This is a genomic window from Nocardia anaemiae NBRC 100462 (genome assembly GCF_001612725.1).
GTDB lineage: Bacteria > Actinomycetota > Actinomycetes > Mycobacteriales > Mycobacteriaceae > Nocardia > Nocardia anaemiae.
Genome location: NZ_BDAZ01000012.1, coordinates 1 through 23,138, shown reverse-complemented (window position 1 = coordinate 23,138; position 23,138 = coordinate 1). Strand labels below are relative to the sequence as shown.

Here is a 23,138-nt window from a genome sequence, read left to right as displayed (position 1 = left end):
GGTGTCGAGACGGTGCTGCGATTCTCAGCTCACCTGCTGGATACGGACCATGTTCCCGGCGGGATCGCGGAAGGCGCAGTCGCGAACCCCGTACGGCTGATCGGTCGGCTCCTGCACGACCTCGGCATTGGTGGCCTGCACCTTCTCGAAGGTGGCGTCGACATCCTTGCTAGCCAGCAGGATGCTGGCGTAGGTGCCCTTGGCCATCATCTCCGCGATAGTGCGGCGCTCGTCGTCGGTGATGCCCGGATCGGCGGCGGGCGGGTGCAGGACGATGGATGTGCCCGGCTGGTCGACCGGTCCGACGGTAAGCCAGCGCATACCGTTGAATCCGACGTCTTTGCGCAGCTCGAAGCCGAGGGCGTCGCGGTAGAAGGCCAGCGCGGCCTCGGGGTCGTCCTGTGGAAGGAAGCTCGCTTGAATGGTGATGTCCATGGCTTTCACGCTAATTGCTGCTAGGTGACCCGCGCTTCTCGATTCCTGATCGGTCTGGTCACCCGTTTCACGATCAGCGTCGGCAGATCCACCGTGGCGTGCTCGGCCTGCTCCCGGTAGGCGCTGGGCGGCATTCCGACCAACTCGGTGAACCGAGTGCTGAAGGTGCCCAATGACTGGCAGCCGACCGCGAAACAGACCTCGGTGACGCTGAGATCGCCACGCCGCAGTAGCGACATCGCGCGCTCGATGCGCCGCGTCATCAGGTAGGAGTACGGCGACTCGCCGTAGGCCAGCTTGAACTGACGGCTCAGGTGACCGGCCGATATGTGCTCGTCCCGCGCCAGCCGCTCGACGTCGAGCGGCTGCGCGTACTCCCGGTCGATCCGGTCGCGGATGCGACGCAGGCGCGCGAGCTCGCGCAGGTTGTCCTCCGTGGCGGGTCTACTGGTCACCTGACCGATCGTCGCATGTCACGCCGGGTTTGCCTAGCTCAGCGACCACCGGCGGGCAGCGGCGGCACCGGGGTCGCGGACACCGGATTCTTGGGCTCGCCCTGCAATGCGGACAGCCCGGTCCAGGAATTCCAGTCGATGGTCCAGTCGTAGAGATCGCCGTCGGCGGCCGACAGTGCGATCGATGTGCCGATCACCTCGACCGGGTCGCCGTAGAGCGCGGTCGGGAAGTATGCCTGCGCGTCGGTCGGCGACAGGTTGATGCAGCCGTTGGTGACATTCGAAGAGCCCTGTGCCGAAAGGGATTGCGGGTTGGCGTGGATGAATTCGCCGTTATTCGAGATGCGTACGGCCCAGCGTTCGCGAACGTTGGTGTAGAACGGCGGATTCGACATCATGAAGTCTTCGTACTTCTCGGTGACGACGTGCACACCGGAACGCGTGACATTGCGCGCCTCATTGCCCTCGCCATAGCTGACCGGGAAATCGAAGACGACCTGTCCGTCGCGCACGACCTGCATGCGATGGCTCGGTGCGTTGGCCTTGACGATCTGGCTGCGGCCGATCCGGAAATCCGAAGTGAGATCGGTATATCCGTAGTTTCCACCGCCGAGATCCAGACCGTAGAGCTTGGCCGCGACGTGCACGGTGGTGCCGGGCACCCAGTAGTCCTTCGGCCGCCAGTGCACGCGCGAGCCGCCGTTGTCGTCCGGGAACCAGGCCCAGGCGCCCTCGGTCGGCGGGTTCGTGGTGACGGTGAGCGCCTTCTCCACCGCGGCCTTGTTCTGCACAGATCCCTTGAACTGCAAGATGATCGGCGCGGCGATGCCGACTTCCTGGTTATCGGCGATATTGAGCGTCGCGGGGAAGGTGTTCTTCGGTGCGAGGGTGGTGAAGGCGCCCCCGATCGGGACCGGCTTGTTGTCGACGCCGACCGCGGTGCCGGACCAGGTGTACTTGGCGTCGTAGCCGAGCGCTTCGGTGATCTTGTAGCTGTGCTTGTCCGCGGCGAGTTCGCCCGCGACCTGCTTGCCGTTGGCGTTGGTCAACGCGATCTGATCGATGGCGCCGTCGGTGACGGTGACCGAGATCGGTGCGGTCGGATTGACGTTCTTGGCGTCGGCGGCAGGTGTCAGCGTGACCTTGGCGACGGGGTTTTCTTTGGCGGAGTCGGTCTTTCCGCCTTTGTCGGACGTGCATCCGGCCACCAGCGCGACTACCACGAGCAGCACGGCGGAGACGGCGGCGGCCGGTCTGTGGATGACTGGACGATGACTCACTTCATCGAATTTACGCGGCGAAAACCGGGTGTCCGGCCCGCGAAGAGTGTGGTGTCCGTTTCACTCGTTTAGAGATCCACCCCGATGGGTACCGGCTCTGGTTCCAGTCGGATACCGAATCGCTCGGCGACACCGTCGCGGACCGTGCGGGCCAGTGCGACCAGATCGGCGGCGGTCGCGCTGCCGCGGTTGGTCAAGGCCAGCGTATGTTTCGTGGACAGCCGGGCCGGGGCATCCGGACCCGGAAATCCCTTGGCGAAACCCGCTCGCTCGATGAGCCAGCCCGCGGAGAATTTCACGCCGTCGGGCGCGGGATAGATCGGGATCGTGACATCGCCCACATGAGCGATGATCGCAGCCTTCACTTCCTCGACACGATGGTTCGCGACGACCGGATTGGTGAAGAACGAGCCCGCGCTCCAGGTGTCGTTATCGGCCGGATCGAGCACCATGCCCTTGCCAGCGCGCAGCTTCAGCACCGCCGCCCGGACCTGATCGGCCGGACGTGAGTCACCGTTGCCGGCGCCGAGTGCGTGCGCGAGTTCGCCGTAGCGCAGTGGTGCGCTCGAACCGTCGGGATTGAGTGCGAAGTCCACCGCGAGCACGACGGCGGTATCGCGATGCTTGAGTGCGCTGGTGCGGTAGCCGAAGCCGAGTTCGGCCGGTTCGACCCAGCGGATTTCGCCGCTGGCCCGTTCCAGCAGCCGCACCTGGCGCAACAGGCTCTCGACCTCCACGCCGTACGCGCCGACATTCTGTACCGGCGTCGCACCGGCCGACCCTGGTATGCCCGACAGGCATTCCAGGCCGCCGAGACCGGCCTCGATCGTGGCCGCGACCACCGTGTCCCAGTTCGCCCCGGCCTCGGCGACCACGCCGTTCGAGCCGATCTCGACCGCCTCGTTGCAGACCCTGACCACGACACCGTCGAAGCCGTCGTCACCGATGAGCAGATTGGATCCGCCCGCGAGCAGTAGTAGTGGAATGCCAGCGGCGTCCAGCGTCCGGACCGTCGCGACCAACGCATCGGTCGTCGCACACTCCGCGACCGTGGCCGGACCGCCGACCCGCAATGTGGTCAGCTCGGCCAGCCGAACCGACTCGCGCAGCCGCGCACCGCTATCGACCAGCAGCTCGCGCAGCTGGTCCGCCGACACCACCCGTGAAGTTCGCACGCCCCAGACGGTAGCCTGTTCGACCATGGCTACACCCCTGGCGTACACGGCTCGCTACTCGCATCCGGTCGCCGCCGTACGCGCGGCCTTCGCCGATGAGCAGTATTGGAAGGACCGCATCGCCGAGGTGGGTGGCGAAAATGCCCGGCTGGATTCGGTCACCGTCAACGGCGACCAGGTCAAGGTCGAGATGGTGCAGGTCATCGCGGCCGAGCTGCTGCCAGCCGCGATCACCGCGGTACGGCCCGGCGATCTGATCATCCCGCGCACCGAGACCTGGACCGGCGATTCGGCCACCTTCACCGCACGGGTCGAGGGTGCGCCCGCCGAGGTGCGCGGCACCATTGAGCTCACGGCCGACGGCTCCGGTTCGGTCGCCCAGACCAAGGGCACCATCGAGGTGAAGATTCCGCTGTTCGGCGGGAAGATCGAGGCCGCCATCGCGGAGCGGTTGACCGAGTTGCTGACGAACGAGGAAGAGTTCACGAACAACTGGCTCGCTAAGCACTGAGCTTGGTCGGCATGACCTCTGGTGAGCTCGACAGCCACCAGCGTTTCGACGCAAGTCCGGCGAGCATGGCTCCGATCGCGTTGACGAGGACATCGGCCGCCACGCGAGGGCAACGGCAAGCGGAAATGCCGCGATCGTCGCCGTGATCACCCCGCCCCACGCCTCCCACGTCCTGTTCATACTGCGATTCTGTCCGGACGATGTGCGGATTCCGCGTGGCATGGGTGTGGAGATTGTGGCGAATCCCCAGACCCAACGCCGAGCGATGCGGCGGCCGCCGGTCCCGGTAACGTAACCCCACATGGCTCGCCGACTGGACTATTCAGCCCGCTTCCCGCTGCACACCACCAAGGAGCTTTACGCGGCGCTGTCGACCCGGGAGTACTGGGAAGACCGGTGCGCGGAGATGTCGAAACTAGCGCCCGGCAATGAAGTCGCCGGCCTCGATGTCAGCGACTCCGGTATCGACATCGTGCTCAACCACATCCTGCCGCGCGACATGCTGCCGGAGATCGCGCAGACCGTCATGCGCAAGGACATGGTCATCACCCGCAAGGAGAGCTGGGGGCCGTTCGACGAGAACGAATCCGTCGGCAAGTTCTCGGCATCCATTCCGGCCGGGCCGGGCAGCCTCGGCGGCACCATTCGCCTGTTCCCCACCGATACCGGCTGCACCATGCGGTTCTCCTCCGAGGCCAAGGTATTCATTCCGATGGTCGGCCCGCGACTCGAACAGCTGATGCTGGTCAACCTGGTCGACCTGTTCCGCGCCGAGGCCGAGCAGACCGTGAAGTGGCTGGAAGAGCAAAACCCGACCCGCTGAGACCGGTCGGCACCATCACCAGAGGCACCACCGGTGTCAACCGATTGCGACGCAGCGACCGCTGGCTGATCCACGACGAGCTGGTCACCGGCCGACTGCGCGATGCGGCCGATCCACTGGTCGTCGACCTGGGCTACGGGGCGAGTCCGTGGACCACGCTCGAGTTGGCTGGTCGACTGCGCACGGTCCGGGCGGATGTGCGGGTGGTCGGACTGGAAATCGATCCGGAACGGGTGGTGCCCGGTCGCGACGGCGTCACCTTCGCCCGCGGCGGTTTCGAATTAGCTGGACTGCGGCCGGTGCTGGTGCGCGCGTTCAACGTGCTGCGGCAATATCCGGAGTCCGCTGTACCCGATGCCTGGGCCACCATTGTGTCCGGAATGGATCCGGCCGGTTTACTCGTCGACGGCACCTGCGATGAGCTGGGCAGACGGTGTGCATGGGTGCTGTTGGATCGATCCGGGCCGCGCTCGCTCACCCTGGCCTGGGATCCGTTCACGGTCGAGCGTCCGTCCGATATCGCCGAGCGCCTGCCGAAAGTGTTGATCCACCGCAACATTCCCGGCGAACCGATCCACGCGCTTTTGTCAGCCGCTGACCGCGCATGGGCCCGTGCCGCCCCACTCGCCCCCTTCGGCCCCCGAGTCCGCTGGCGCGCGGCGGCCGAGTACCTGCGCCAAGAGGGTTTTCCAGTCCGCACCTACCGCCGCCGCATGCGCGACTGCGTGCTCTCGGTCCCCTGGGCCACCGTCGCGCCTTAGATCAAGATCAGGTGGCACTGGTGGCGGTGGCTTCTCGACCGATGCCGCCATAGTTTCCACCTGATCTTGAAAAGGGGTGGCGTCCATGGCCACGCTGACTGTTGGGTGGCTGGGCTGCGGTTTGTCGAGGGGAGTCGAATGGTGGTTGGTGGTCGAGTTTCGGACGACCATTTGACTACGCCCGACCTGTGGCGCCGTCTGTCTACGCTCGCTTCTCGGGGGCGTCAGGGGCGGCCGAAGAGCCCGCGGATATGGCCGATAAGGGCCGCGAGCGGGAGGGTTGAGGTCGGCTCGTAGGGCTGACGCCAGAGGCCGCCGTGGGCGGCACCGGCCACGAATAGGGCCTCGGGGTTGGTGTCGGCGGGGGTTTCCGGTGGGGCGAAGAGGTCGGCAACGAGCTTGGCCGCCAAGAGGGTTCGGGCGGTGTCGGGGTCGAAGACTTCGATACCGAAGTGGCGGGCGCCGCGGTAGGAGGCGGCGAGGGAACGTTGGGCGCGCAGGGATTTCGTGCTGGCGGGTGGTGCGACGGCGCATGAGACCGTGCGGCCCGCGGTGTGCGCGATGATCGCGCGCCAGCGCAGCAGCCGTTGGGCCAGCGCGTGATTCGGTCCCTGGGCTGGGAGCAGTATGTCGGCGACGCTCCAGGTCGCGCCGAGGTGGTCGGGATTCGTGGTGCGGTAGTTGGGTCGGTAGAGGGCTGATGCGGTGAGCACGCGCAAAAGGTGCGGGCCGTGCTCGCGCAGGCGGGCGTGGGCATCCGCGATGACGCCCTCGGGAACGGCGTAGCAGTCGGTCGGCGAACCGAGGTATGCGACGGCAGCGTCATCGCGGTGCTCGAGCAGATCCTCGACGAGGAGATCCAACGCGGCGGCCAGCCGAACCCCTTGCGGTCCCGGGCCACTCGCGTACAGGCCGAATACCGGCCGAGCGTCGTGGTCGAACTGCGCGCGTATCCAATGCACCAATGCCGGGAACTGCCTGGTGATATCCGCGCCGGGCCCGGCCGTGACGGGATAGCGCAGTCGGCCCGCTCCCGCTTTCGCGATCTCCGAAATCCCATGCCACCGCCGCGGTCCGGGCAAATCGATCGCGAGAATGTCGGCGCCCCATCGCGATAGTGGACGCAGCGGACCGAGTTCGGACGCCGCCCCGGTGACGATTACTCGGAAACCGGGTAGCGACAACCACTCCGGATTATCGATCACCCGCTCGACCGCCGCCGCGAAGGCGGGCTCGATAATGCCGCGGCGACGCCAGTCGGTCAGCTGCTGCCAGAGCGCCTCCTCGGCCAATAGCGTTCCACGGAACGGAATTTCGAGCCGAGACGCGGGCTTCGCGGTCCCGTCGATCCGGCCGGTCCCGAGTCCGTCGGGTGTGGCGATCGCGTCCACGTCGACGCTGTGCAGCGGTGCGATGGTGTGTCCGGTCACGAATCGCAGCAGCTGGCGTGCCGCCCGCAACCCGTCGGTCGCGATCCCCACCGAGACCGCGGGCGAACTCGCGGCCAAGGCGGTCATGGCGCGGAAGATATCGCGGTAGGCACGGTGCCAGTCCCGGCAGGTTTCGACCTGTTGCGCGAGGTCGGCGTCATATCTGCGGACCGCGTCGGCGACCACGGCGGTGGCGAACATGTCGCCGATGCGCTCGGGCGCTCCGGACGGAAAGACGAGATCCCACTTGCCCTGACCTACCGTCCCCATGGTCAGTCACCCTGCCATGATCGCGCGCCGGGCAAAACCGGAGATCGACCGAATTGATAGCCGAATCGGATCATTCGCGTCCTCACCGCGCCGATCAGGCGACGGTGAGGGCCCGGTACACCCGGGCCGCGGCACGCGGGGGTAGTCGCCCACTCGCGGAACGGATTTCGTCGGTATCGCAGCGATGGATGGCCACCGCATCGCCGACCACCTCATCCAATGCGGATTGTCCGATAGCGGCCTCGGCCAGATCGAGCACCGTGCGCACGGGCGTGGTCACCAGAAATCCACCCGCGGGTTCGAGATCGGCCGGAATCAGCGGACGGCGCAGCACCACAAGTCGCGGGGTGACCGGCGGACGTCCCGCGCCGACCGACATGTGCAGGAATCGCGGCCTCAGCCGACCGAGTCCGTGCAACTCCGCAGCACTCTGATGCGATACCGCGGCGGCCCCATCGAACCAGGCCGCCCACATGGCGTATTCGTCGAGCGGGCCGGTGGGCCAATCGGCCAACCGCAGCAGCCCGACCCCGGCCCGTGTCACCGAGCCGTCGCCGAGACCGGCGCGAACGTGCGCCTCGCATCCGGCGCGCAGTACCTGTCTGGTGGTGAAGAACCCCGCATGGCGCCCGGCCAATCGCCGCAGTACACGCCACCCGTGCTCGGTGGAATCGAGTGCGCGGCCCGCCGCATCGCCAGCCATGTCGACCAGGCTACGCTCGAATCCTGTGTCGCATGTCACAATCGAACCCCTCACAGCGCCCACAGAGCGAGCTCAGAAACGTGGGGAAGAATCGAGCCCATGAGTATGAAGAGCCCATCTACCCTGACGGTCAACCGGCGCGCCCTGGTGATCGCCCTCGTTGTGGTCGCGATTCTGCTCGCTACCGTGCTGGTCGGCGGGGAGGCATATGCGCGGTACCAGGTTTCGCGGTGCATCAGCACACAATTCGAGAAGGATATGGGTTCGAAGATCGATGTGAGCTTCGGAGCCAAGCCGATGCTGATCACCTGGATCGACGGGAAGGTCGATCAGGTGAAGGTGGACAGCGACGATTCCAAGTTCGGCCCGGCCGTCGGCATGGTGGTGCACGCCAGATTCAACAACGTCGAGGTCAGCAATAGCGGCAGCGGCAGTACCATCGGCAGCTCCTCGGCCGATGTCACCTGGGGCAACGACGGTATCCGGGAGACGCTCGGCGGCCTGGTCAGCGGTGTGTCGTCCTCATCGGCGACCGGGATGCTGACCCTGGATGTGCTCGGCGGGCTCGCCCAGCTGCAGGTGAAGCCGGAGATCAAGGACGGCACCGTGCAGGTCGAGACGAAGTCGGCGGCGCTGCTCGGCATGGGGATACCGACCGATCTGGTGTCGGGCATCGTCGAAGTTTTCACGCAGAGTCTGCAGAGCTACCCGCTCGGTCTGAAGGCCACCGATGTCAAGGTCACCGATAACGGCGTCGTGGTGAAGCTGGCAGGTGGGCGGACCGAACTTCCCGCCGCGGACAACAGCGGCAGCACCAGCTGCTGATCCAGCGGCGGTCGGCGAGCCGAAGCGCGACATCGTGGATCGCGCGTTGTGGCGGACGGTGGCCTTTCGGTCGGCGAAATGGCTGTCCAGATTGGCATTTCCGTGTTGTATCGGCGAATCCCGCACGGCCTTCGTCGGATTCGCCGGACTCTTTCAGCCAGCCTCGGGTACATCCGGTTCTACAGACTGCCGCTGCGATATCAGGCGGGCTCGCTGGACCTGGATTCCGCCAGCAGCAGGCGTTATCAGGATTCGCTCGCACGTTCGGCATCGGCATCAGGCGGGAAACCCCTCCAGCACCGCACGGGATTTTGAGAGTCCGAGACGGGTCGCGCCCGCGGCGATCAGTTCGGCAGCGGCCTCGGAGGTGCGGATGCCGCCGCTGGCCTTCACACCGAGTCGTCCGCCGACGGTCTCGGCCATCAGCTGCACCGCGTGCACGCTGGCACCGCCAGAGGGGTGAAATCCCGTGGAGGTCTTCACGAAATCAGCGCCAGCGCGTTCGGCGGCGCGGCAGACTTCCACGATCGCGGCATCGGACAGCGCCGCCGACTCGATGATCACCTTGAGTACCGCGCGATCGGCCACTGCCTCACGCACCGTCACGATATCCGACAGCACCGCGCCGTAATCGCCTGCGCGCGCGGCCCCGACATCGATCACCATGTCGACCTCGGCCGCGCCCTGCTCGACCGCGAGGCGCGCCTCGGCGCCCTTGACGAGCGAATGGTGCTTGCCCGAAGGGAATCCGGCGACCGTCGCGACCACCACTCCTGATGCCCGGATCGGCAGCATGGACGGCGATACGCAGATCGCGTACACGCCGAGTTCGCGTGCTTGCGCAACCAACGCGTCCACCTCGGCGGCCGTCGCTTCCGGCGCCAGCAGCGTGTGATCGATCATGGCGGCCACTTCGGCCCTGGTCAGCGACGCGGAATTTGCCACAGGGTGAGAGTCTGGCATACCGGTGGCGAATTCCATTGCGTGCCTCCGGCACATCGCGCACACTCGATACTGTCGGTGGAGCTGGACAACGCATGTGACTACCGATTGTTGCGCAGTTGCGGATGGCCCCAATCCTTCAGGAGGAGACGACACCGTGCTGATCCGTCGCGAACGCGCCGACGATGCTGCCGCGATCGCGGCCGTCCACCGCAGCGCCTTCGGACCGCAGTACGCGAACGCCGATAACGACCGGGAGACGGCCGAACTCAGCAACGACGGCGCCGCCGACCCACCCGAGGTCGACCTCATCACCCGGCTGCGCAGCGACTCCGGCTGGATTCCCACCCTCTCGATGGTCGCGGTGGAACACGACACCGTCATCGGCCACGTCTGCCTCACCCGCGCGGGCGTCGGCCCGTTCCCGGTGCTCGCCCTCGGCCCGATCGGCGTCCTGGCCGAACATCAGGGCAACGGTGTCGGCGCCGCCATGATGCACGCCGCCATCGGCGCCGCCGACGCCCTCGACGAACCCCTGATCGGCCTGCTCGGCCACCTCGACTACTACCCGCAATTCGGTTTCCTCCCCGCCGCCCGCCTCGGCATAACACCGGACGAACCGGCCTGGGTTTCCCACTTCCAGGTGCGCACGCTGTCGGCGTACGACTCGCAGATCACCGGCGAATTCCGTTACGCGGAGCCGTTTTACGAGTTGTAGTGCTGGGGTCGAGGGGCAACCCCGCAGGCGGGTCAGGGGTGGTGGAGCATGGTGTAGACGTAAGAGCGTTCGTGTTTGCGGGTGACCCAGGCGCCTTCGGGTGGGAGGGGGCCTTGGCCTGGGTTGTCGAAGGGGCGGCTCAGGACTTCGCCGGAGGCGGTGCAGATGGACCAGCCGAAGTCTGGGAGGCGGCGGCACCAGAGGTCGTGATCGATTCGCTTGTACGAGGGGTAGCCGTAGGCCCAGCCGTCGCGTACGAATTCGTACGTCAGCCCATCGAGCTGTCGTACGAACTTCACACGGGTCACATTTCCATTGTCGGCTTTCGTGCAACACTCGCTCAACACCGCAGGCCGGGTGCCGCAGGTGGCACATAGTCCACCTGGGAGGATGAGCCCCATGAGTTCCGCTCCACCTGCCTTGGACGACCGACGCTTCGTGCTCACCCTCGGGTGCCCGGACCGTCCCGGCATCATCGCCAGGATCACCTCCTTCATCGCCGAGTTCGGGGGGTCCATCGTGGAGGCGGGCTACCACTCCGATCCGGATATCGGCTGGTTCTTCACTCGCCAGGCGATCAAGGCGTCGACGGTGCCGTTCGGCATCGCGGAACTGCGCGACCGATTCGCCGGAGTCGCGGCCGACTTCGGCACGGAGACAGAGTGGCAGCTGCTGGATTCCGGTGAACGTCGCCGGGCTGTACTACTGGTCAGCAAGGACGGCCACTGCTTGCACGACCTGCTCGGCCGCGCCGCCAGCGGTGAACTGCCCGCCACCATCGAAGCAGTGATCGGCAATCACCCGGACCTCGCCGGGATGACCGAAGCGCACGGCGTGAAGTTCCACCATGTGCCCTTCCCGAAGGATCCGGCCGAACGCGGCCCTGCCTTCGAGGAGGTGCGGACCCTGGTTGATGCCCACGACCCGCACGCCGTTGTGTTGGCGCGCTTCATGCAGGTGCTACCCGCCGAGTTGTGCGAACACTGGGCGGGCAAGGCGATCAATATCCATCACAGCTTCCTGCCCTCGTTCGTCGGCGCCCGCCCTTACCACCAGGCCTTCGCCCGCGGCGTCAAACTGATCGGCGCGACCTGCCACTATGTCACCGCCGAACTCGACGCGGGGCCCATCATCGAACAAGATGTGATCCGCATCGACCATGCGGACGAGGTCCGCGATATGGTCCGCCAAGGCCGCGATATCGAGCGCGTGGTGCTGGCCCGCGGCCTCCGCTGGCACCTCGAGGGCCGAGTCCTGGTTCACGGCCGCCGAACCGTCGTCTTCTCTTAGAGACTTACCCTGCTGCCTTGGCGGGCTGGCGCACCGAATCGAGGATCAGAGCCAGTTCCTCGTTGAACCGCTCGTACATCTCGGTGTTTCCGAGATGTCCCTGCGGGAGCACCTCGTACTTGACCAGACTGCCTGTTTCCCTGAGCATTTCGGCGATTCGCTCGGCGTGCACGGGCGGGGTCATATCGTCGAATTCACCGGCCAGGATCGTGGTCGGCACGACCAGGTTGCGGGCCGATTCGCCGAGATCCAGTTCGGCGAGCAGGATGCCGAATTTCGCACGGACGCGAGCGGGGCAGGAGCGGACGACGGCGAGACTGTAGTCGACCACGTCGCCGGTGGAGCGCAGGCTCATGATCTGTCGGGTGAAGGCCCACTTCACCGGCGCGATCGGGGGGAAGACGATCGCGGCGCCGAGGCCGAAGCGGCCGATGGCGGGCGGCAGCGCAATTCGCCGGTTCAGCAGTGGGAGTGGTGCATTGAAGATTGGTAGGACGGTCGTCTCGGCGATCAGTCGACCCGGCGCAGTGTTGGTCAGCAGTACTGCGCATGCCTGCTTCACGACCCGTTCCGGATAGCGTCCGGCCCAGGCTTGCAGGGTCATCCCGCCGAGACTGTGGCCGACCATAACCGCTCGCTCGCCCGGGCACAGGGTGGCGTCGAGCACAGCGGCCAGATCGTCGGCGAGCAGATCGGTGGTCAACCGGCTGGACCCGAGCTCGCTCTCGCCGTGGCCGCGCACGTCGTAGACGACTACACGGTACTGATCGGCGAATTCGTTGATCTGCGCATTCCAGTATTCGATGGCGCAGGTCCAGCCGTGTACCAGCACGATCGTCTGCGCATCGGCCGGTCCGTAGACGTGTACGCGCAAGCGCGCACCATCACGAGTGACGACCGGAACGACCTCATGCGGCGCGGTCGGCGGATTGAACGCCGCGGTCGCATAGGTACGGGACCGCAGGTTGGCGCGGTGTGTGTGAAACAACCCCCGGACCCGCCCAGGGAAGCCCACCAGCGCAGGCGGCATTGCACGCATCGGACACTCCTTTGTGTTACTGCCCGATACACTAACTGCAAACGGCCGTGCTTGCTAGTGCAAGCACCCCAAAAGTTATCCGAACTTCTCCCCGAGCCCCTTTGTGACCGATCACAAAACCTGCCGGACCCACCCGGCCGCCCGAGGGCACAAACTGGCCGTCACCAGCGCGGTCCAGCCATTGTGCATACGTGCGAGCCACCTCTGAATGGCATCCCACTCCCCCGGGCGGGCCGCCCCAAGTCGATCGAAAATCCCGTTCCGCCGCTAGCCGCATCTGCCGAACTCGGCTGCTACGGCCGCCGGAAGCAACCCAACCCAGAGCCGGTCCAGCACATTCGCCCCGCACCGCCCGCCCGAAATCTCGTCCGCCTTCAGCCATCCGGCATCAAGTCGACATCCCTGTCGCGGACGACGAATACCGACGCTCAGACCGCAAGCGCTCGATCCGCACCGCTCGATCCGCAATCAAGCATCAGGAGGAAGCCGCCCCAGTTCGAACCGCGCTGGTATCAGCCAGTTTTTCGGCTGCGCATCAATCAGCTACGCACGCAGCGCATGCGGGCTGACGACGCTCAGCGAGACCACCCCGAGTACGCACCTACGCCCGCCGAGGGACCCCGTCTCGAGCCATCTCAATCGACACTGCTCACCCCCGACAGAGCGCCAACGACGCAGCCGCTACCAGCACGAATCACACCGCACCTCAGCCACTTTCGGCCAACCACCGAATGCGCACTCTGATTGCGCTGGTGATGACGCAGACCCGAAATCCGGGCACCACCAACTACCAGCGCGGCCCGCGCTGAATCTCATCCACCTTCGGCCGCACATCGGCCAGGTACACGCCGGTCGCGATAATCGACACCAGCGCAAGCAAACTCGTGACGCTCAGCGACAGCAGCAGGAACAGCAGGGCCGCGCCGAGGATTGCGATCCAGATCGGTTTGGTCAGCTTGTCCACCGCGGTGAAGGCGTCGGGGCGCTGGCGGATGGCGTGGATCAGCGCGAAAATCGTCGCGCCGAGCGCCAAGAGCCGCAGCCCGTACAAGATCCAGCTGGCCAATCCGTGCGCTGTGTCCACCAGCCCATCATAGAAGCAACGACCCCGCACACGTCGGTGTGCGGGGTCGTCAGCGTGGAGAAGGGAAGGGCGTCAGGCCTTCTTGGGAGCCGCCTTCTTGGCCGCGGTGGCCTTCTTGGCGGGCGCCTTCTTGGCCGGAGCCTTCTTGGGGGTGCCGTTGGTGGCGGGCGCGGTCTCGGTGGTCACCTCGACGACCTCGGCCTCGACGACCGGCTCGACCTCGACCTCTTCTTCCTTGGCCGGACGGCCGATCAGCTCGTTGACCTTCGCGAGCGCATCCTCGGCGCGGCTGGCCGCATCCTTGTACAGCGTCTCGACGCGCTCGATCTGATCCTCGACGAGGTGGTTGGCGCGCAGCCGCTCGACGGTCTCCTCACCGCGCACGGCCAGATCCGCGTACAGGTCGATGACCTGGGTGTAGTACTTCTCGGCGAGCGCCTTCAGCTCCTCCGAGGTGAACTTCTCGCGCAGCTCGGCGAGGTCCTCCGGCAGCTCCGAGGGCAGTCCGGACAGCCGCTCGCGCAGCGTCTCGAACTGGGCCCGGACATCGGCGGGCACGTTGGCGAAGCGCTCGCGTGCCTCTTCGACGCGACCGCTGACATCGGCGGTGGCGGCGCGCTCACGCACCTGGCTGACGGCGTCGACCACCGCGGTGTACACGGCGTCACCGGCACCGACGGTTGCGAACAGTGGCTTGATGGTTGCGTTTTCGGTCATTCTTCGTTCTCCTGGCGTGGCGGAGTTGGTGATGTGCTCGGAACGTCGCTGTCCCACTCGTCCCCCCCTGGCTCGCTTCCTCCGTTTTCCCGGCGAAACGATTCATAGATGTCCAGCAGCACCTGCTTCTGCCGCTCGCTGATCGACGTATCGGCAAGCAGGGCATCCCGGACCGGACTGTGCGGCCGTTGCTCGAGATAGCCAGCCCGTACGTACAACACCTCCGAAGAGACGCGCAGTGCCTTGGCGATCTGCGCGAGTACTTCGGCGGACGGATTGCGCAATCCGCGCTCGATCTGGCTGAGGTATGGATTGCTCACTCCCGCCAGCGTGGCGAGCTGACGCAACGAGACTTGCGCGGCTTCTCGCTGTGCCCTGATGAAACCTCCGATGTCGTGTGCCGCGTTGGCCACACGTGCCGCCTTTTCGCCGACGCCGCTGGATCTCTCCTGCGACTCGTCGGTGTACTCGGCGGAACCTTCGGGCTGGTCTGCCATCACTCACCTTCTGGCGGTTGTACGTGTCCAATTCTAAAGCAGGGTGCTAGCTATTGCAAGCACGCTGTAAGCACCCTTCCAGCAAACATTCAGCGGCGTTACGGTCAGCCGCCGAACATCAAATGCGAAATCGTGTAGATCACCAGCCCTGCCAGCGATCCTACGACCGTGCCATTGATGCGAATGAATTGCAGATCACGCCCAACCTGCAATTCGATCTTCTTGCTAGCTTCCTCGGCATCCCATCTGGCAACCGTGTCGGTGACCAGAGTGGTGATCTCCCCGGCATAGTTTTCCACCAGATACCGCGCGCCGCGGTCGATCCAATCGTCGACTTTGGCACGCATCTCGGCATCGTCGCGCAGCCGCTCCCCGAGCTGCTGCACGTTCTCGGCGACCTTGCGCCGCAGCGTGGAGTTCGGATCGTCGGCCGATTCCAGGATCAACCGCTTGGCCGCGCGCCAAGTCGCCTCGGCCATGCCGGTGATCTCCTCGCGACCCATGATCTGCGCCTTGATCCGCTCGGCCTTTTTGATCATGGCGTCGTCGTGCTGGAGGTCGTAGGCGAATTCCTCCAGGAACCGATTCGCCGCCAGCCGCACCTCGTGTTCCGGATTCGAGCGCACCTTCCAGGTGAACTCGACAAGCTCGCGATAGATCCTTTCTGAAAGCAGAATGTTTACGAATTTCGGAGCCCATTGCGGCGCGTCCCGCAAAACGATCCGGTCGATCGTTTCCTGCGAACCCAGCGCCCACTGGTGCGCACGCTCGGCAAGCATGTCGAGCAGCGGCAGCTGCCGGTTGTCGGCAAGCAGTTCGGCGAGCACCCGACCGATCGGCGGACCCCACAGCGGTTCGGCGATCCGCTTGACGATGGTGTTGTCGATCACCTGCTCGACATCCTCGTCCCGCAGCACCCCGACCACCGCGCGCAGAATGGTCGAACTTTCCTGCGCCACCCGGCCCGCATGTCCGGGATCGGCCATCCAGCGCCCCACTCGCCAGGACACCTGCGCCGAATTCACCTTCGCCGAGACCACGTCCGGGGCAAGGAAATTCGATCCGACGAAGGCGCCGAGGCTGGCGCCGAGCTGATCCTTCTTCTTCCTGATGATCGCGGTATGCGGGATCGGCAGGCCGAGCGGATGGCGAAACAGCGCGGTCACCGCGAACCAGTCGGCGAGTGCGCCGACCATGCCCGCCTCGGACGCGGCCCGCAGATAACCGACCCAATCATCGCCCGCCCCGCGCGATTCCAGCCAGCGGCAGAACAGATAGATCGCCGTCGCGAACGCCAACAAACCGGTGGCCAGCGCCTTCATCTTGAACAGATCGCGGCGCTTGCCCGCCTCGTCGACGAAGGCCGCGAAACTGGTCGGTGCCGCGGACGTGGGCGCATCGAGCACCGCGCCGGGAGCTTTCTCCATGACACCCATTCTGCTGTGTGTTTCCGACCGACCTCTCGGGGCGATCTCGAGCGACACGCAACCGACGCCGAATGGCCCGTTTATGTGCAACCTGTCGCAACCGACACCCAAACGCGCATGTGGCTCGTTGCCTGGACCTAAGCTGGTGGTCCACGAACCCAACACGAACGAGGGAGCTCACGCTGTCCACCGATGACCTTGTCGATGTCGGCGAGCTTGCCGAACGACCGGCGGCGGTGCGCACCGGCCGGACGGACGGCCGCAAGCGCCGATGGCGGCAGCACAAGATCGACCGCCGCGAAGAGCTGGTCGATGGCACCCTCGCGGCTATTCGCACCCGCGGCAGCAATGCGGGCATGGACGAGATCGCCGCGGAGATCGGCGTCTCCAAGACCGTGCTCTACCGCTACTTCTCGGATAAGAACGACCTGGTCCACGCGACCATGCAGCGGTTCATCGAGACCACCCTGATGCCGCGGGTGTACGAGGCGATCAGCCTCGACGCGGACGAGTACCACCTGGTCCGTTCGGCCCTGGCCGCCTACGTCGGCACGGTCGACGAGGATCCGGAGGTCTACCGGTTCATCATGGGCAACGGCTCGACCGATCAGTCCTCGCTTGCCGAATTCGAGAAGCTCTTCGCCGAGGTCGTCACCACGGTCATCATCGATCGCGGCGCCGAGCACGGCTTCGCGACCGATGGTGCGCTGCTGTGGTCATATGTGCTGGTCGGCGGCATCCAGTTGGCGACGCACTGGTGGACAACGGATAAGGCGATGGCGCGCGAGGAAGTCATCGACTACCTGACCATGATGGCCTGGAGCGCGATCGAGGGAATGGCGCGCGCGGGCGGCTCCCGGGCGATCTTCAACGCCCAGCCGCACATCCTGCCGGAACCTCCGCAGACCGGTGCATGAGCGAGCGAAGCGAGCGATCAATCGACACAGCCGCAATAGCGGTCATGCCGGAGCCGAGCGTCAGCGAGGTGAAGGCATGAGCGAGCGAAGCGAGCGATCAATCGACACAGCCGCAATAGCGGTCATGCCGGAGCCGAGCGTCAGCGAGGTGAAGGCATGAGCGCTAGCTCGCGATCGCCAGCTGATCAATCGCCCGACTTCGCGCGCTAACAGGCCGCTAGCTGGGGCGCTAGCTGAAATGGTGACGGCGGTCTCGACATTGCCGTGAGGTTGGCTACTCTGAAGCCCAGCGCGTCGGCACCAATGGAGGTACCTCGATGGCGAAGCAAGTGCCGACTTCTCGGCTTGCTCGTGGCACCAAGCTGGGTGCGGTGGCAGCCAGTTCGGTAATCCGAACCCAGCGCACACGCCTTTCCATGCGGGGTCGGTCCGCGGCCGTACGCGCGAAGATGGCCGAGGAGTCCATGATCCGCACCACCGAGCAGGTGGTCACGGTCCTCGGGACCATGAAGGGCGTGGCCATGAAGCTCGGCCAGATGATGTCGGTGCTCGACCTCGATCTGGTGCCCGAGAGCCATCGGGAACGCTTCCAGAAGCGACTCGCCGTGCTGCGCAATGCCGCGCCGACGGTGTCGTTCGAGTCGATGCGGCAGGTGATCGAGGAGGACTTCGGGCAGCCGCTGGACGCGATATTCGCCGAATTCCAGTCGGAACCCATTGCCGCGGCCTCGATCGGGCAGGTGTATCTGGGGCGGCTGCACGACGGACGTCAGGTCGCGGTGAAGGTGCAGTATCCGGGCATAGATGCGGCGGTGCGCGCGGATCTCAAGAATCTGGCCATGTTCCGGCGCGTACTGCAATCGGCGATGCCGTGGGTGACGCCCGCGGTACTCGACGAGTTGCGACTGAATATGGAAAGCGAACTCGACTATCACGCCGAGGCCGATACCCAACTCCAGATCGCCGAGCTCTACGCCGGACATCCGTTCATCATGGTGCCGCGCTCGCTGCCCGAACTCAGTACCACGCGGGTGCTGGTCAGTGAATATGTCGCGGGCAAGGGATTCGAGGAGATCCGACAGATGCCCGCGGCCGAACGCAATCGGATGGGCGAGATCATCTATCGCTTCTACGTCGGTTCGCTGTTCAGCTTCAACGAATTCTGTGGCGACCCGCATCCGGGAAATGTGTTGCTGGCCGACGACGGTCGGGTCGGCTTCCTGGATTTCGGCCTGTTCAATCGGATGGATCCCGAACATGTGCGGTTCGAGACGATCTGTCTGCGTGCGGCGGCCGAGGATCGGGCAGAAGACCTGCGGCAGTTGATGATCGAGCGCGGCGTGATCGATTCGCCGGACGAGATCGGCGCCGAGGAATGCCTGGAGTACGTGCTCTCGGCCTCGGAATGGTGTCTGGTCGACGAGGAACTGACCATTACTTCGGAACTGGCCAGCGGTGCGTTTCTGCTCGCGGTGGATCCGCGGGCCAGTGAATTCGCCGGGATGAAACAGCAGAATCTGCCGCCGGAGCACCTGTTCTCCCGCCGGGCCGACTTCCTCACCTTCGGCATGCTCGGCCAGCTCGAATGCACCGCGAACTGGCACAGAATCGCCCGTGAATGGCTCTACGACGAGGCGCCGGTCACCGATTTGGGTAAGGCGCATCGGGAGTGGTTGAACCAACGCAAACCGACGCCGACCAAGAAACCGCGGGCTCGGGCGAAGAAGCCCGCCACGCGCGGTTCCGGCGCCAAATAAATTGCAGCTATCGAACGGAAGATCATGACAGACAACCGCGAATTCGACCTGGTGCTGTTCGGCGCGACGGGTTTCGTCGGCAAGCTCACCGCGGAGTATCTGCTCGGCGCGGCGCCCGCCGAGGCGCGCATCGCATTGGCGGGGCGCTCACTCGACAAATTGGCCACGGTCCGTGCCGAACTCGGTCCGGCCGCCGCGAATTGGGATCTGGTGGTTGCCGATTCGACCGACCAGGCCGCACTCGACGCACTGGCCGCGCGCACCACGGTCGTGGTGACCACGGTCGGCCCGTACCTGCGCTACGGCCTGCCGCTGGTGGCCGCGTGCGCGAAGGCCGGGACCCACTACGCCGATCTCACCGGTGAGCCGCTGTTCATCCGGGACGCGATCGACCAGTACCACGAGCAGGCCGTGCAGACCGGCGCGAAGATCGTGAATTCCTGTGGCTACGACTCGATTCCGTCGGATCTGAGCGTGTACCAGCTGTACAAGCGCACGGTCGCGGACAATACCGGCGAGCTCGAGGACACCACGCTGATCGCGTCGCTGAAGGGCGGGGTGAGCGGCGGCACCATCGATTCGGGCCGAGCCATGATGGAGGCCATCGCGGCCGATCCGGCCAAGGGTTCGGTGATGAGCCACCCGTATTCGCTCAGCCCGGACAAGTCGATGGAACCCGATGTGGGTCGGCAGACCGATCAGGCGCTGCAGCGAGCCAGCAGCATCGATCCCAGCCTGGACGGGTGGGTCGGCACCTTCGTCATGGCCGCGCACAACACCAAGATCGTGCGCCGCACCAATGGTTTACTGGGCTGGGTTTACGGCAAGAACTTCCACTACCGCGAGGTGATGAACGCGGGCAAGTCGGCCACCGCGCCGCTGGTGGCCGCCGGTATGGCGGGCGGCATCGTGGCGACGATGACGGCCGGTGCGCTGCTGTCGCGAGTCGCGGTGGGGCGCAAGCTGCTCGACCGGATCGTGCCCAAGCCCGGCACCGGGCCGAGCGAAGAGGCGCGCACCAGTGGCTGGTTCACCATGAAGACCTACGCGCGCACGTCTTCCGGTGCGAAATACGTGGCGACCTTCTCCGGCACGGGCGATCCCGGCTACCAGGCCACCGCGGTCATGCTCGGACAGGCCGGACTGTGCCTGGCATTCGACGGTGCGAAGCAGCCCGAATTGGCAGGCATCCTGACCCCCGCGTCCGCGATGGGCGACGCACTCACCGACCGGTTGCGCGCCGCGGGCATGACCATCGAGGTCGAGCGCACATAGCGCGAATGAGTTGGCTAGTTGGAGGAGCGGGGGCGGTGTGGTGAATCTTGCTCGGCGCACGATGAACGCGCCCGCGCTCGCCGCGATTTACGAAAAGGCTTGGCGGCCCGCGTTGTTCTATCTGGCCAGTGGTCGGACTACGGCCGCCGATCGGCGCGACGCGGTCACCACTCTGCGCCTCGACGGATCCAAGAAGGTGCTCGATATCGCTTGTGGCCCAGGCAATTTCACTCGCTACCTGAGCAATGCCCTCGGCCGCGGCGGCTATGCCATCGGTCTGGACTATTCCGAGCCGATGCTCGCCCGAGCTGTCGCCGATAACGCGGGGCCGCGCGTCGGGTATCTCCGTGGTGACGCACGCACCCTGCCCTTCGCCGACGGCACCTTCGACGCTGTCTGCTGCTTCGGTGCGCTCTACCTCATCCCGGACCCGATCGCGGCGACCCGCGAAATGATCCGCGTCCTTGCCCCCGGCGGCCGGATCGCCATCACCACGAGTCACCGCGCCGACAACCCGATCGGCCACGCGAGCCGGGTCATCGGCGGCTGGAGCGGACTGCGCGTCTTCGACGACGAAACGTTCCCTCGGTTGTTCGCGGAAGCGGGACTGATCGACATAGATCAACAGGTGCACCGCCTCCTGCAATACGTCAGCGCCACCCGCCCGCTCTAGGACCCGCTCTGTCGTGCGTCACATCACAACGGCGCGCGGTCGTGGACGAGCACAAGCGGGTTACACCGGTCGGTAGCGAACGGTAAAGTGCGCGCAAGCGGTGGGTGGACCGAACGTGAGGGGGCGACCCAGATGGCGGTACCGGATACCGGTCAACGAATGGCCAGGCAGTTGTATGCCGCCGCCACCGGAGCCAGCGGTGGTGAGCCCTTCGAACTGGCCAAGGATGTCGCCGAAAACCTCGCCGCCGCATGCGACAAGCTCGTCGAGGATCTGCAAAAGGCCACGGCCACCGGACATCTCGTCACCGAGGTATCCGGCTTCCCCAACCTGCCGACGGGCCACGGCCTGGCAAAAGGCTTCGGCGACAAGGGCACTCAGTTCCTCGACACCGTCACCGCGTTCCAGGAGACCGCTCTGCTGTACAAGGCCGCCTATCTGGCCGCGGGCAAACGCTTCGAGGATGCCGAGGCCGCGAACCGCGCCGCACTACAGCTGATCACCGACTACCTCGAATCGCCGCGCGACGAGTACACCGACGGAAACCACTGACCCATGGCCGATTCCGTCACCAGGGCAGCCGCCGATGCCATTCGAGTGCAGCAGCGCGCCGTCGCCGCCTCCGCCGGATCGGCAAGCGGCGGAACCGATCCCGCGTACGCGCCAGAGCGCGAACTCTTCGGCGCCTATACGCACCAGGAGATCTGGGATCTGGTGCACGAGGTCATCGATCCCGCGGCCCTCGGCCGGGTCGCCGATGCCTGGCGCGCCAATGCCACCGCGGTCGCCGAGGCATTCCAGGCCTTCTCCGATGCCACCAATCGCGAATTCGCGCACTGGTCAGGTCGTTCCGCCGATGCGGCACAGCGCGCCACCCGCGAATTCGTCCGCGCGGGCACCGAGGCGCACGATGTCTGCCACGCGGTACAGCGCCTGATGGAGCTCAATTCCGATGCGGCACAGGCCATCCGAGCGGCGATTCCGCCGCCGCCGCAGTATCGTGCTCTGGAAGATCCCGCCGCCGAAGCGATCCACGGCGGACAACGCAGGATGGACCACGACATGGCCGCTGCTACGGCGCAGGCCGATGTCCAGGACACGATGACCTATGTCTATACCCCGATCATGCCCGCATCCGGCGACCGTGTCCCCCGATTCACCGCACCGCCCGACGGACCACAGATCGCGCGGGCCGATGCCAGGGGCACGCGGTGAAATGGGTATTCACTCCGGACGAATTCACGCATGTCTGGGAGAACGAAACGAGTCTGGACCGCCGCCCCTACCCGGTCAATCTGGCGCCCGCCGCCACCGTGCGCACCGAATCCGAATACGCCGCACTGCGACTGGCCCAGCGCTTTGCCCGCCAGGCCGATGCCGATCTGGCTGCCGCGCTCATGCTGTGTGCCCGCTCCGACGCCACCACCATCACCGTCTCCGGTGAGTCGGGGGCCAAGCGGATCCTGGTTTTCGCCGCGGTGGTGCACAACCACGCGGGCATTCTGATCGCCGATATCGACAAGGTGACGGTGCGCATGTGCCACGCCCGCAACCTCGGCAAACATCTGGTCGAGATCATCGGCTCGGCCCAGCCGGGCAAGTTGGCGGCCATGCGGGAGCCGCAGGATACGGTGCTGAACTCCGAGGAAGGCGACAGCGCGACCAACGGCCACCGCCGCGCCGCCCGTTTCCGCCAGACCCTACGAAAACCGGTGGACGGTCGCGGCTTCATCACCGTGACCGTGGAACCGGAAAACCCGATGTCGCCGCCCACCCGGCACCGCAGCTGGCTCGATTTCACCGGCGACGGACGCTATCTGCTCACCACCTCGCACGAGCTGACCCTGACCCCGGTCACCGACGAGGATTTCGCCGACCAACTGCTGCGCCTGGCCCAGATCCGCTAGACGCCATCGCCGCGCAGTTGACAAATCGCCACGTCGCAGCATCCGCGACCACAACGGAGCGAGCCTTACGAGCGACCGTTCACGGCCCGTCTCACGTCAGAGCCGTCGAAGCGCATCCGCCGCAGGCACGAGACTCGCCCCATCCGACCGAGTGCGTCAGGCGCCGAACATCCCGCCATCCCCAACCACAACGGAGCGAGTCTTACGAGCGACCCGTTCGCGGCCCG

Annotated in this window: 26 protein-coding genes; 13 read left to right on the top strand and 13 right to left on the bottom strand. The window is 65.8% G+C overall.

From position 1 onward, the window contains the following. Window positions 1-24: 24 nt before the first annotated feature. The 4 genes from NA5_RS08320 to NA5_RS08305 all read right to left on the bottom strand — a co-directional run bounded on the left by NA5_RS08320 (window position 25) and on the right by NA5_RS08305 (window position 3,345). Window positions 25-435, bottom strand: coding sequence for a VOC family protein (locus NA5_RS08320; protein ID WP_062983979.1), 411 nt, complete (start codon window positions 433-435; stop codon window positions 25-27). Between the two features lie 20 nt (window positions 436-455). Then, on the bottom strand, window positions 456-890 hold the full coding sequence (locus tag NA5_RS08315; RefSeq protein WP_062983678.1) for a helix-turn-helix transcriptional regulator: 435 nt from the start codon (window positions 888-890) through the stop codon (window positions 456-458). A gap of 38 nt (window positions 891-928) precedes the next feature. Then, a complete protein-coding gene (locus NA5_RS08310; protein WP_062983676.1) occupies window positions 929-2,170 on the bottom strand; it encodes a L,D-transpeptidase in 1,242 nt (413 codons plus the stop codon). 68 nt (window positions 2,171-2,238) lie between these two features. Continuing rightward, complete coding sequence (locus NA5_RS08305; RefSeq protein WP_245672148.1) at window positions 2,239-3,345, bottom strand: UDP-N-acetylmuramate dehydrogenase; 1,107 nt, start codon at window positions 3,343-3,345, stop codon at window positions 2,239-2,241. Window positions 3,346-3,370: 25 nt separating this feature from the next. Between NA5_RS08305 and NA5_RS08300 the strand changes: the two genes are divergently transcribed. From NA5_RS08300 to NA5_RS08290, 3 genes are all read left to right on the top strand, one after another. Beyond that, window positions 3,371-3,856, top strand: coding sequence for a DUF2505 domain-containing protein (locus NA5_RS08300; protein ID WP_062983672.1), 486 nt, complete (start codon window positions 3,371-3,373; stop codon window positions 3,854-3,856). A gap of 301 nt (window positions 3,857-4,157) precedes the next feature. After that, the gene (locus NA5_RS08295; protein WP_062983670.1) at window positions 4,158-4,679 is read left to right on the top strand and encodes a DUF2505 domain-containing protein; all 522 of its coding nucleotides are present in this window, start codon (window positions 4,158-4,160) and stop codon (window positions 4,677-4,679) included. Further along, the gene (locus NA5_RS08290; RefSeq protein WP_245672147.1) at window positions 4,649-5,440 is read left to right on the top strand and encodes a class I SAM-dependent methyltransferase; all 792 of its coding nucleotides are present in this window, start codon (window positions 4,649-4,651) and stop codon (window positions 5,438-5,440) included. The genes NA5_RS08295 and NA5_RS08290 overlap by 31 nt, the downstream gene beginning before the upstream one ends. A 224-nt stretch (window positions 5,441-5,664) precedes the next feature. On the opposite strand, the gene NA5_RS08285 is transcribed toward NA5_RS08290, so the two are convergent. Then, window positions 5,665-7,140 carry a hypothetical protein gene (locus NA5_RS08285; RefSeq protein WP_062983668.1) on the bottom strand — a complete coding sequence of 492 codons (1,476 nt, stop codon included), beginning with the start codon at window positions 7,138-7,140 and terminating at the stop codon, window positions 5,665-5,667. Window positions 7,141-7,234: 94 nt separating this feature from the next. After that, on the bottom strand, window positions 7,235-7,843 hold the full coding sequence (locus NA5_RS08280) for a type IV toxin-antitoxin system AbiEi family antitoxin domain-containing protein (protein WP_062983666.1): 609 nt from the start codon (window positions 7,841-7,843) through the stop codon (window positions 7,235-7,237). A gap of 99 nt (window positions 7,844-7,942) precedes the next feature. Here NA5_RS08280 and NA5_RS08275 point away from each other — a divergent pair, with 99 nt between their 5' ends. Then, a complete protein-coding gene (locus tag NA5_RS08275; protein ID WP_062983664.1) occupies window positions 7,943-8,668 on the top strand; it encodes an LmeA family phospholipid-binding protein in 726 nt (241 codons plus the stop codon). 276 nt (window positions 8,669-8,944) lie between these two features. On the opposite strand, the gene deoC is transcribed toward NA5_RS08275, so the two are convergent. Further along, on the bottom strand, window positions 8,945-9,631 hold the full coding sequence (gene deoC, locus NA5_RS08270) for a deoxyribose-phosphate aldolase (RefSeq protein WP_062983974.1): 687 nt from the start codon (window positions 9,629-9,631) through the stop codon (window positions 8,945-8,947). Between the two features lie 136 nt (window positions 9,632-9,767). On the opposite strand from deoC, the gene NA5_RS08265 reads away from it, so the two are divergent. Beyond that, window positions 9,768-10,328, top strand: coding sequence for a GNAT family N-acetyltransferase (locus tag NA5_RS08265; RefSeq protein ID WP_062983662.1), 561 nt, complete (start codon window positions 9,768-9,770; stop codon window positions 10,326-10,328). A gap of 32 nt (window positions 10,329-10,360) precedes the next feature. Here NA5_RS08265 and NA5_RS08260 read toward each other — a convergent pair whose 3' ends face one another. Next, window positions 10,361-10,636 (bottom strand): hypothetical protein, encoded by a 276-nt coding sequence (locus NA5_RS08260; protein WP_063813255.1) that lies wholly within the window; start codon window positions 10,634-10,636, stop codon window positions 10,361-10,363. A gap of 91 nt (window positions 10,637-10,727) precedes the next feature. On the opposite strand from NA5_RS08260, the gene purU reads away from it, so the two are divergent. Continuing rightward, entirely contained in the window at window positions 10,728-11,618 is an 891-nt protein-coding gene (gene purU, locus NA5_RS08255; RefSeq protein ID WP_062983658.1) for a formyltetrahydrofolate deformylase, read from the top strand. Between the two features lie 4 nt (window positions 11,619-11,622). On the opposite strand, the gene NA5_RS08250 is transcribed toward purU, so the two are convergent. From NA5_RS08250 to NA5_RS08230, 5 genes are all read right to left on the bottom strand, one after another. Continuing rightward, a complete protein-coding gene (locus tag NA5_RS08250; protein ID WP_062983656.1) occupies window positions 11,623-12,657 on the bottom strand; it encodes an alpha/beta fold hydrolase in 1,035 nt (344 codons plus the stop codon). A gap of 787 nt (window positions 12,658-13,444) precedes the next feature. Continuing rightward, window positions 13,445-13,741, bottom strand: a complete 297-nt coding sequence (locus NA5_RS08245; RefSeq protein WP_040696344.1) for a DUF2516 family protein — start codon at window positions 13,739-13,741, stop codon at window positions 13,445-13,447. Between the two features lie 72 nt (window positions 13,742-13,813). Continuing rightward, complete coding sequence (locus tag NA5_RS08240; protein ID WP_062983654.1) at window positions 13,814-14,458, bottom strand: hypothetical protein; 645 nt, start codon at window positions 14,456-14,458, stop codon at window positions 13,814-13,816. Further along, complete coding sequence (locus tag NA5_RS08235; protein WP_062983652.1) at window positions 14,455-14,955, bottom strand: helix-turn-helix domain-containing protein; 501 nt, start codon at window positions 14,953-14,955, stop codon at window positions 14,455-14,457. Before NA5_RS08235 ends, NA5_RS08240 begins: the two co-directional genes overlap by 4 nt. Before the next feature lie 104 nt (window positions 14,956-15,059). Beyond that, the gene (locus NA5_RS08230; protein ID WP_062983972.1) at window positions 15,060-16,382 is read right to left on the bottom strand and encodes a DUF445 domain-containing protein; all 1,323 of its coding nucleotides are present in this window, start codon (window positions 16,380-16,382) and stop codon (window positions 15,060-15,062) included. 236 nt (window positions 16,383-16,618) lie between these two features. On the opposite strand from NA5_RS08230, the gene NA5_RS08225 reads away from it, so the two are divergent. The 7 genes from NA5_RS08225 (at window position 16,619) to NA5_RS08195 (ending at window position 22,911) form a co-directional block, all read left to right on the top strand. Further along, window positions 16,619-17,299 carry a TetR/AcrR family transcriptional regulator gene (locus NA5_RS08225; RefSeq protein ID WP_084483972.1) on the top strand — a complete coding sequence of 227 codons (681 nt, stop codon included), beginning with the start codon at window positions 16,619-16,621 and terminating at the stop codon, window positions 17,297-17,299. Between the two features lie 317 nt (window positions 17,300-17,616). Then, a complete protein-coding gene (locus NA5_RS08220) occupies window positions 17,617-19,056 on the top strand; it encodes an ABC1 kinase family protein (RefSeq protein ID WP_062983650.1) in 1,440 nt (479 codons plus the stop codon). 21 nt (window positions 19,057-19,077) lie between these two features. After that, window positions 19,078-20,331, top strand: coding sequence for a saccharopine dehydrogenase family protein (locus tag NA5_RS08215; protein WP_371856385.1), 1,254 nt, complete (start codon window positions 19,078-19,080; stop codon window positions 20,329-20,331). A gap of 37 nt (window positions 20,332-20,368) precedes the next feature. Next, window positions 20,369-21,004, top strand: coding sequence for a class I SAM-dependent methyltransferase (locus NA5_RS08210; protein ID WP_245672146.1), 636 nt, complete (start codon window positions 20,369-20,371; stop codon window positions 21,002-21,004). Window positions 21,005-21,163: 159 nt separating this feature from the next. Further along, window positions 21,164-21,556, top strand: coding sequence for a hypothetical protein (locus NA5_RS08205; protein ID WP_245672145.1), 393 nt, complete (start codon window positions 21,164-21,166; stop codon window positions 21,554-21,556). A gap of 3 nt (window positions 21,557-21,559) precedes the next feature. Then, on the top strand, window positions 21,560-22,219 hold the full coding sequence (locus tag NA5_RS08200; RefSeq protein ID WP_062983644.1) for a hypothetical protein: 660 nt from the start codon (window positions 21,560-21,562) through the stop codon (window positions 22,217-22,219). Beyond that, window positions 22,216-22,911, top strand: coding sequence for an ESX secretion-associated protein EspG (locus NA5_RS08195; protein WP_062983643.1), 696 nt, complete (start codon window positions 22,216-22,218; stop codon window positions 22,909-22,911). Before NA5_RS08200 ends, NA5_RS08195 begins: the two co-directional genes overlap by 4 nt. The last annotated feature ends 227 nt before the right edge of the window (window positions 22,912-23,138 follow it).

Bases quoted from the DNA above. Each gene is read 5' to 3' on its own strand.
- NA5_RS08320 (WP_062983979.1), bottom strand. From the start codon at position 435: ATGGACATCACCATTCAAGCGAGCTTCCTTCCACAGGACGACCCCGAG.
- NA5_RS08300 (WP_062983672.1), top strand. From the start codon at position 3,371: ATGGCTACACCCCTGGCGTACACGGCTCGCTACTCGCATCCGGTCGCC.
- NA5_RS08295 (WP_062983670.1), top strand. From the start codon at position 4,158: ATGGCTCGCCGACTGGACTATTCAGCCCGCTTCCCGCTGCACACCACC.
- NA5_RS08285 (WP_062983668.1), bottom strand. From the start codon at position 7,140: ATGGGGACGGTAGGTCAGGGCAAGTGGGATCTCGTCTTTCCGTCCGGA.
- NA5_RS08280 (WP_062983666.1), bottom strand. From the start codon at position 7,843: ATGGCTGGCGATGCGGCGGGCCGCGCACTCGATTCCACCGAGCACGGG.
- NA5_RS08275 (WP_062983664.1), top strand. From the start codon at position 7,943: ATGAGTATGAAGAGCCCATCTACCCTGACGGTCAACCGGCGCGCCCTG.
- deoC (WP_062983974.1), bottom strand. From the start codon at position 9,631: ATGCCAGACTCTCACCCTGTGGCAAATTCCGCGTCGCTGACCAGGGCC.
- purU (WP_062983658.1), top strand. From the start codon at position 10,728: ATGAGTTCCGCTCCACCTGCCTTGGACGACCGACGCTTCGTGCTCACC.
- NA5_RS08250 (WP_062983656.1), bottom strand. From the start codon at position 12,657: ATGCGTGCAATGCCGCCTGCGCTGGTGGGCTTCCCTGGGCGGGTCCGG.
- NA5_RS08240 (WP_062983654.1), bottom strand. From the start codon at position 14,458: ATGACCGAAAACGCAACCATCAAGCCACTGTTCGCAACCGTCGGTGCC.
- NA5_RS08235 (WP_062983652.1), bottom strand. From the start codon at position 14,955: ATGGCAGACCAGCCCGAAGGTTCCGCCGAGTACACCGACGAGTCGCAG.
- NA5_RS08230 (WP_062983972.1), bottom strand. From the start codon at position 16,382: ATGGAGAAAGCTCCCGGCGCGGTGCTCGATGCGCCCACGTCCGCGGCA.
- NA5_RS08220 (WP_062983650.1), top strand. From the start codon at position 17,617: ATGGCGAAGCAAGTGCCGACTTCTCGGCTTGCTCGTGGCACCAAGCTG.
- NA5_RS08205 (WP_245672145.1), top strand. From the start codon at position 21,164: ATGGCCAGGCAGTTGTATGCCGCCGCCACCGGAGCCAGCGGTGGTGAG.
- NA5_RS08200 (WP_062983644.1), top strand. From the start codon at position 21,560: ATGGCCGATTCCGTCACCAGGGCAGCCGCCGATGCCATTCGAGTGCAG.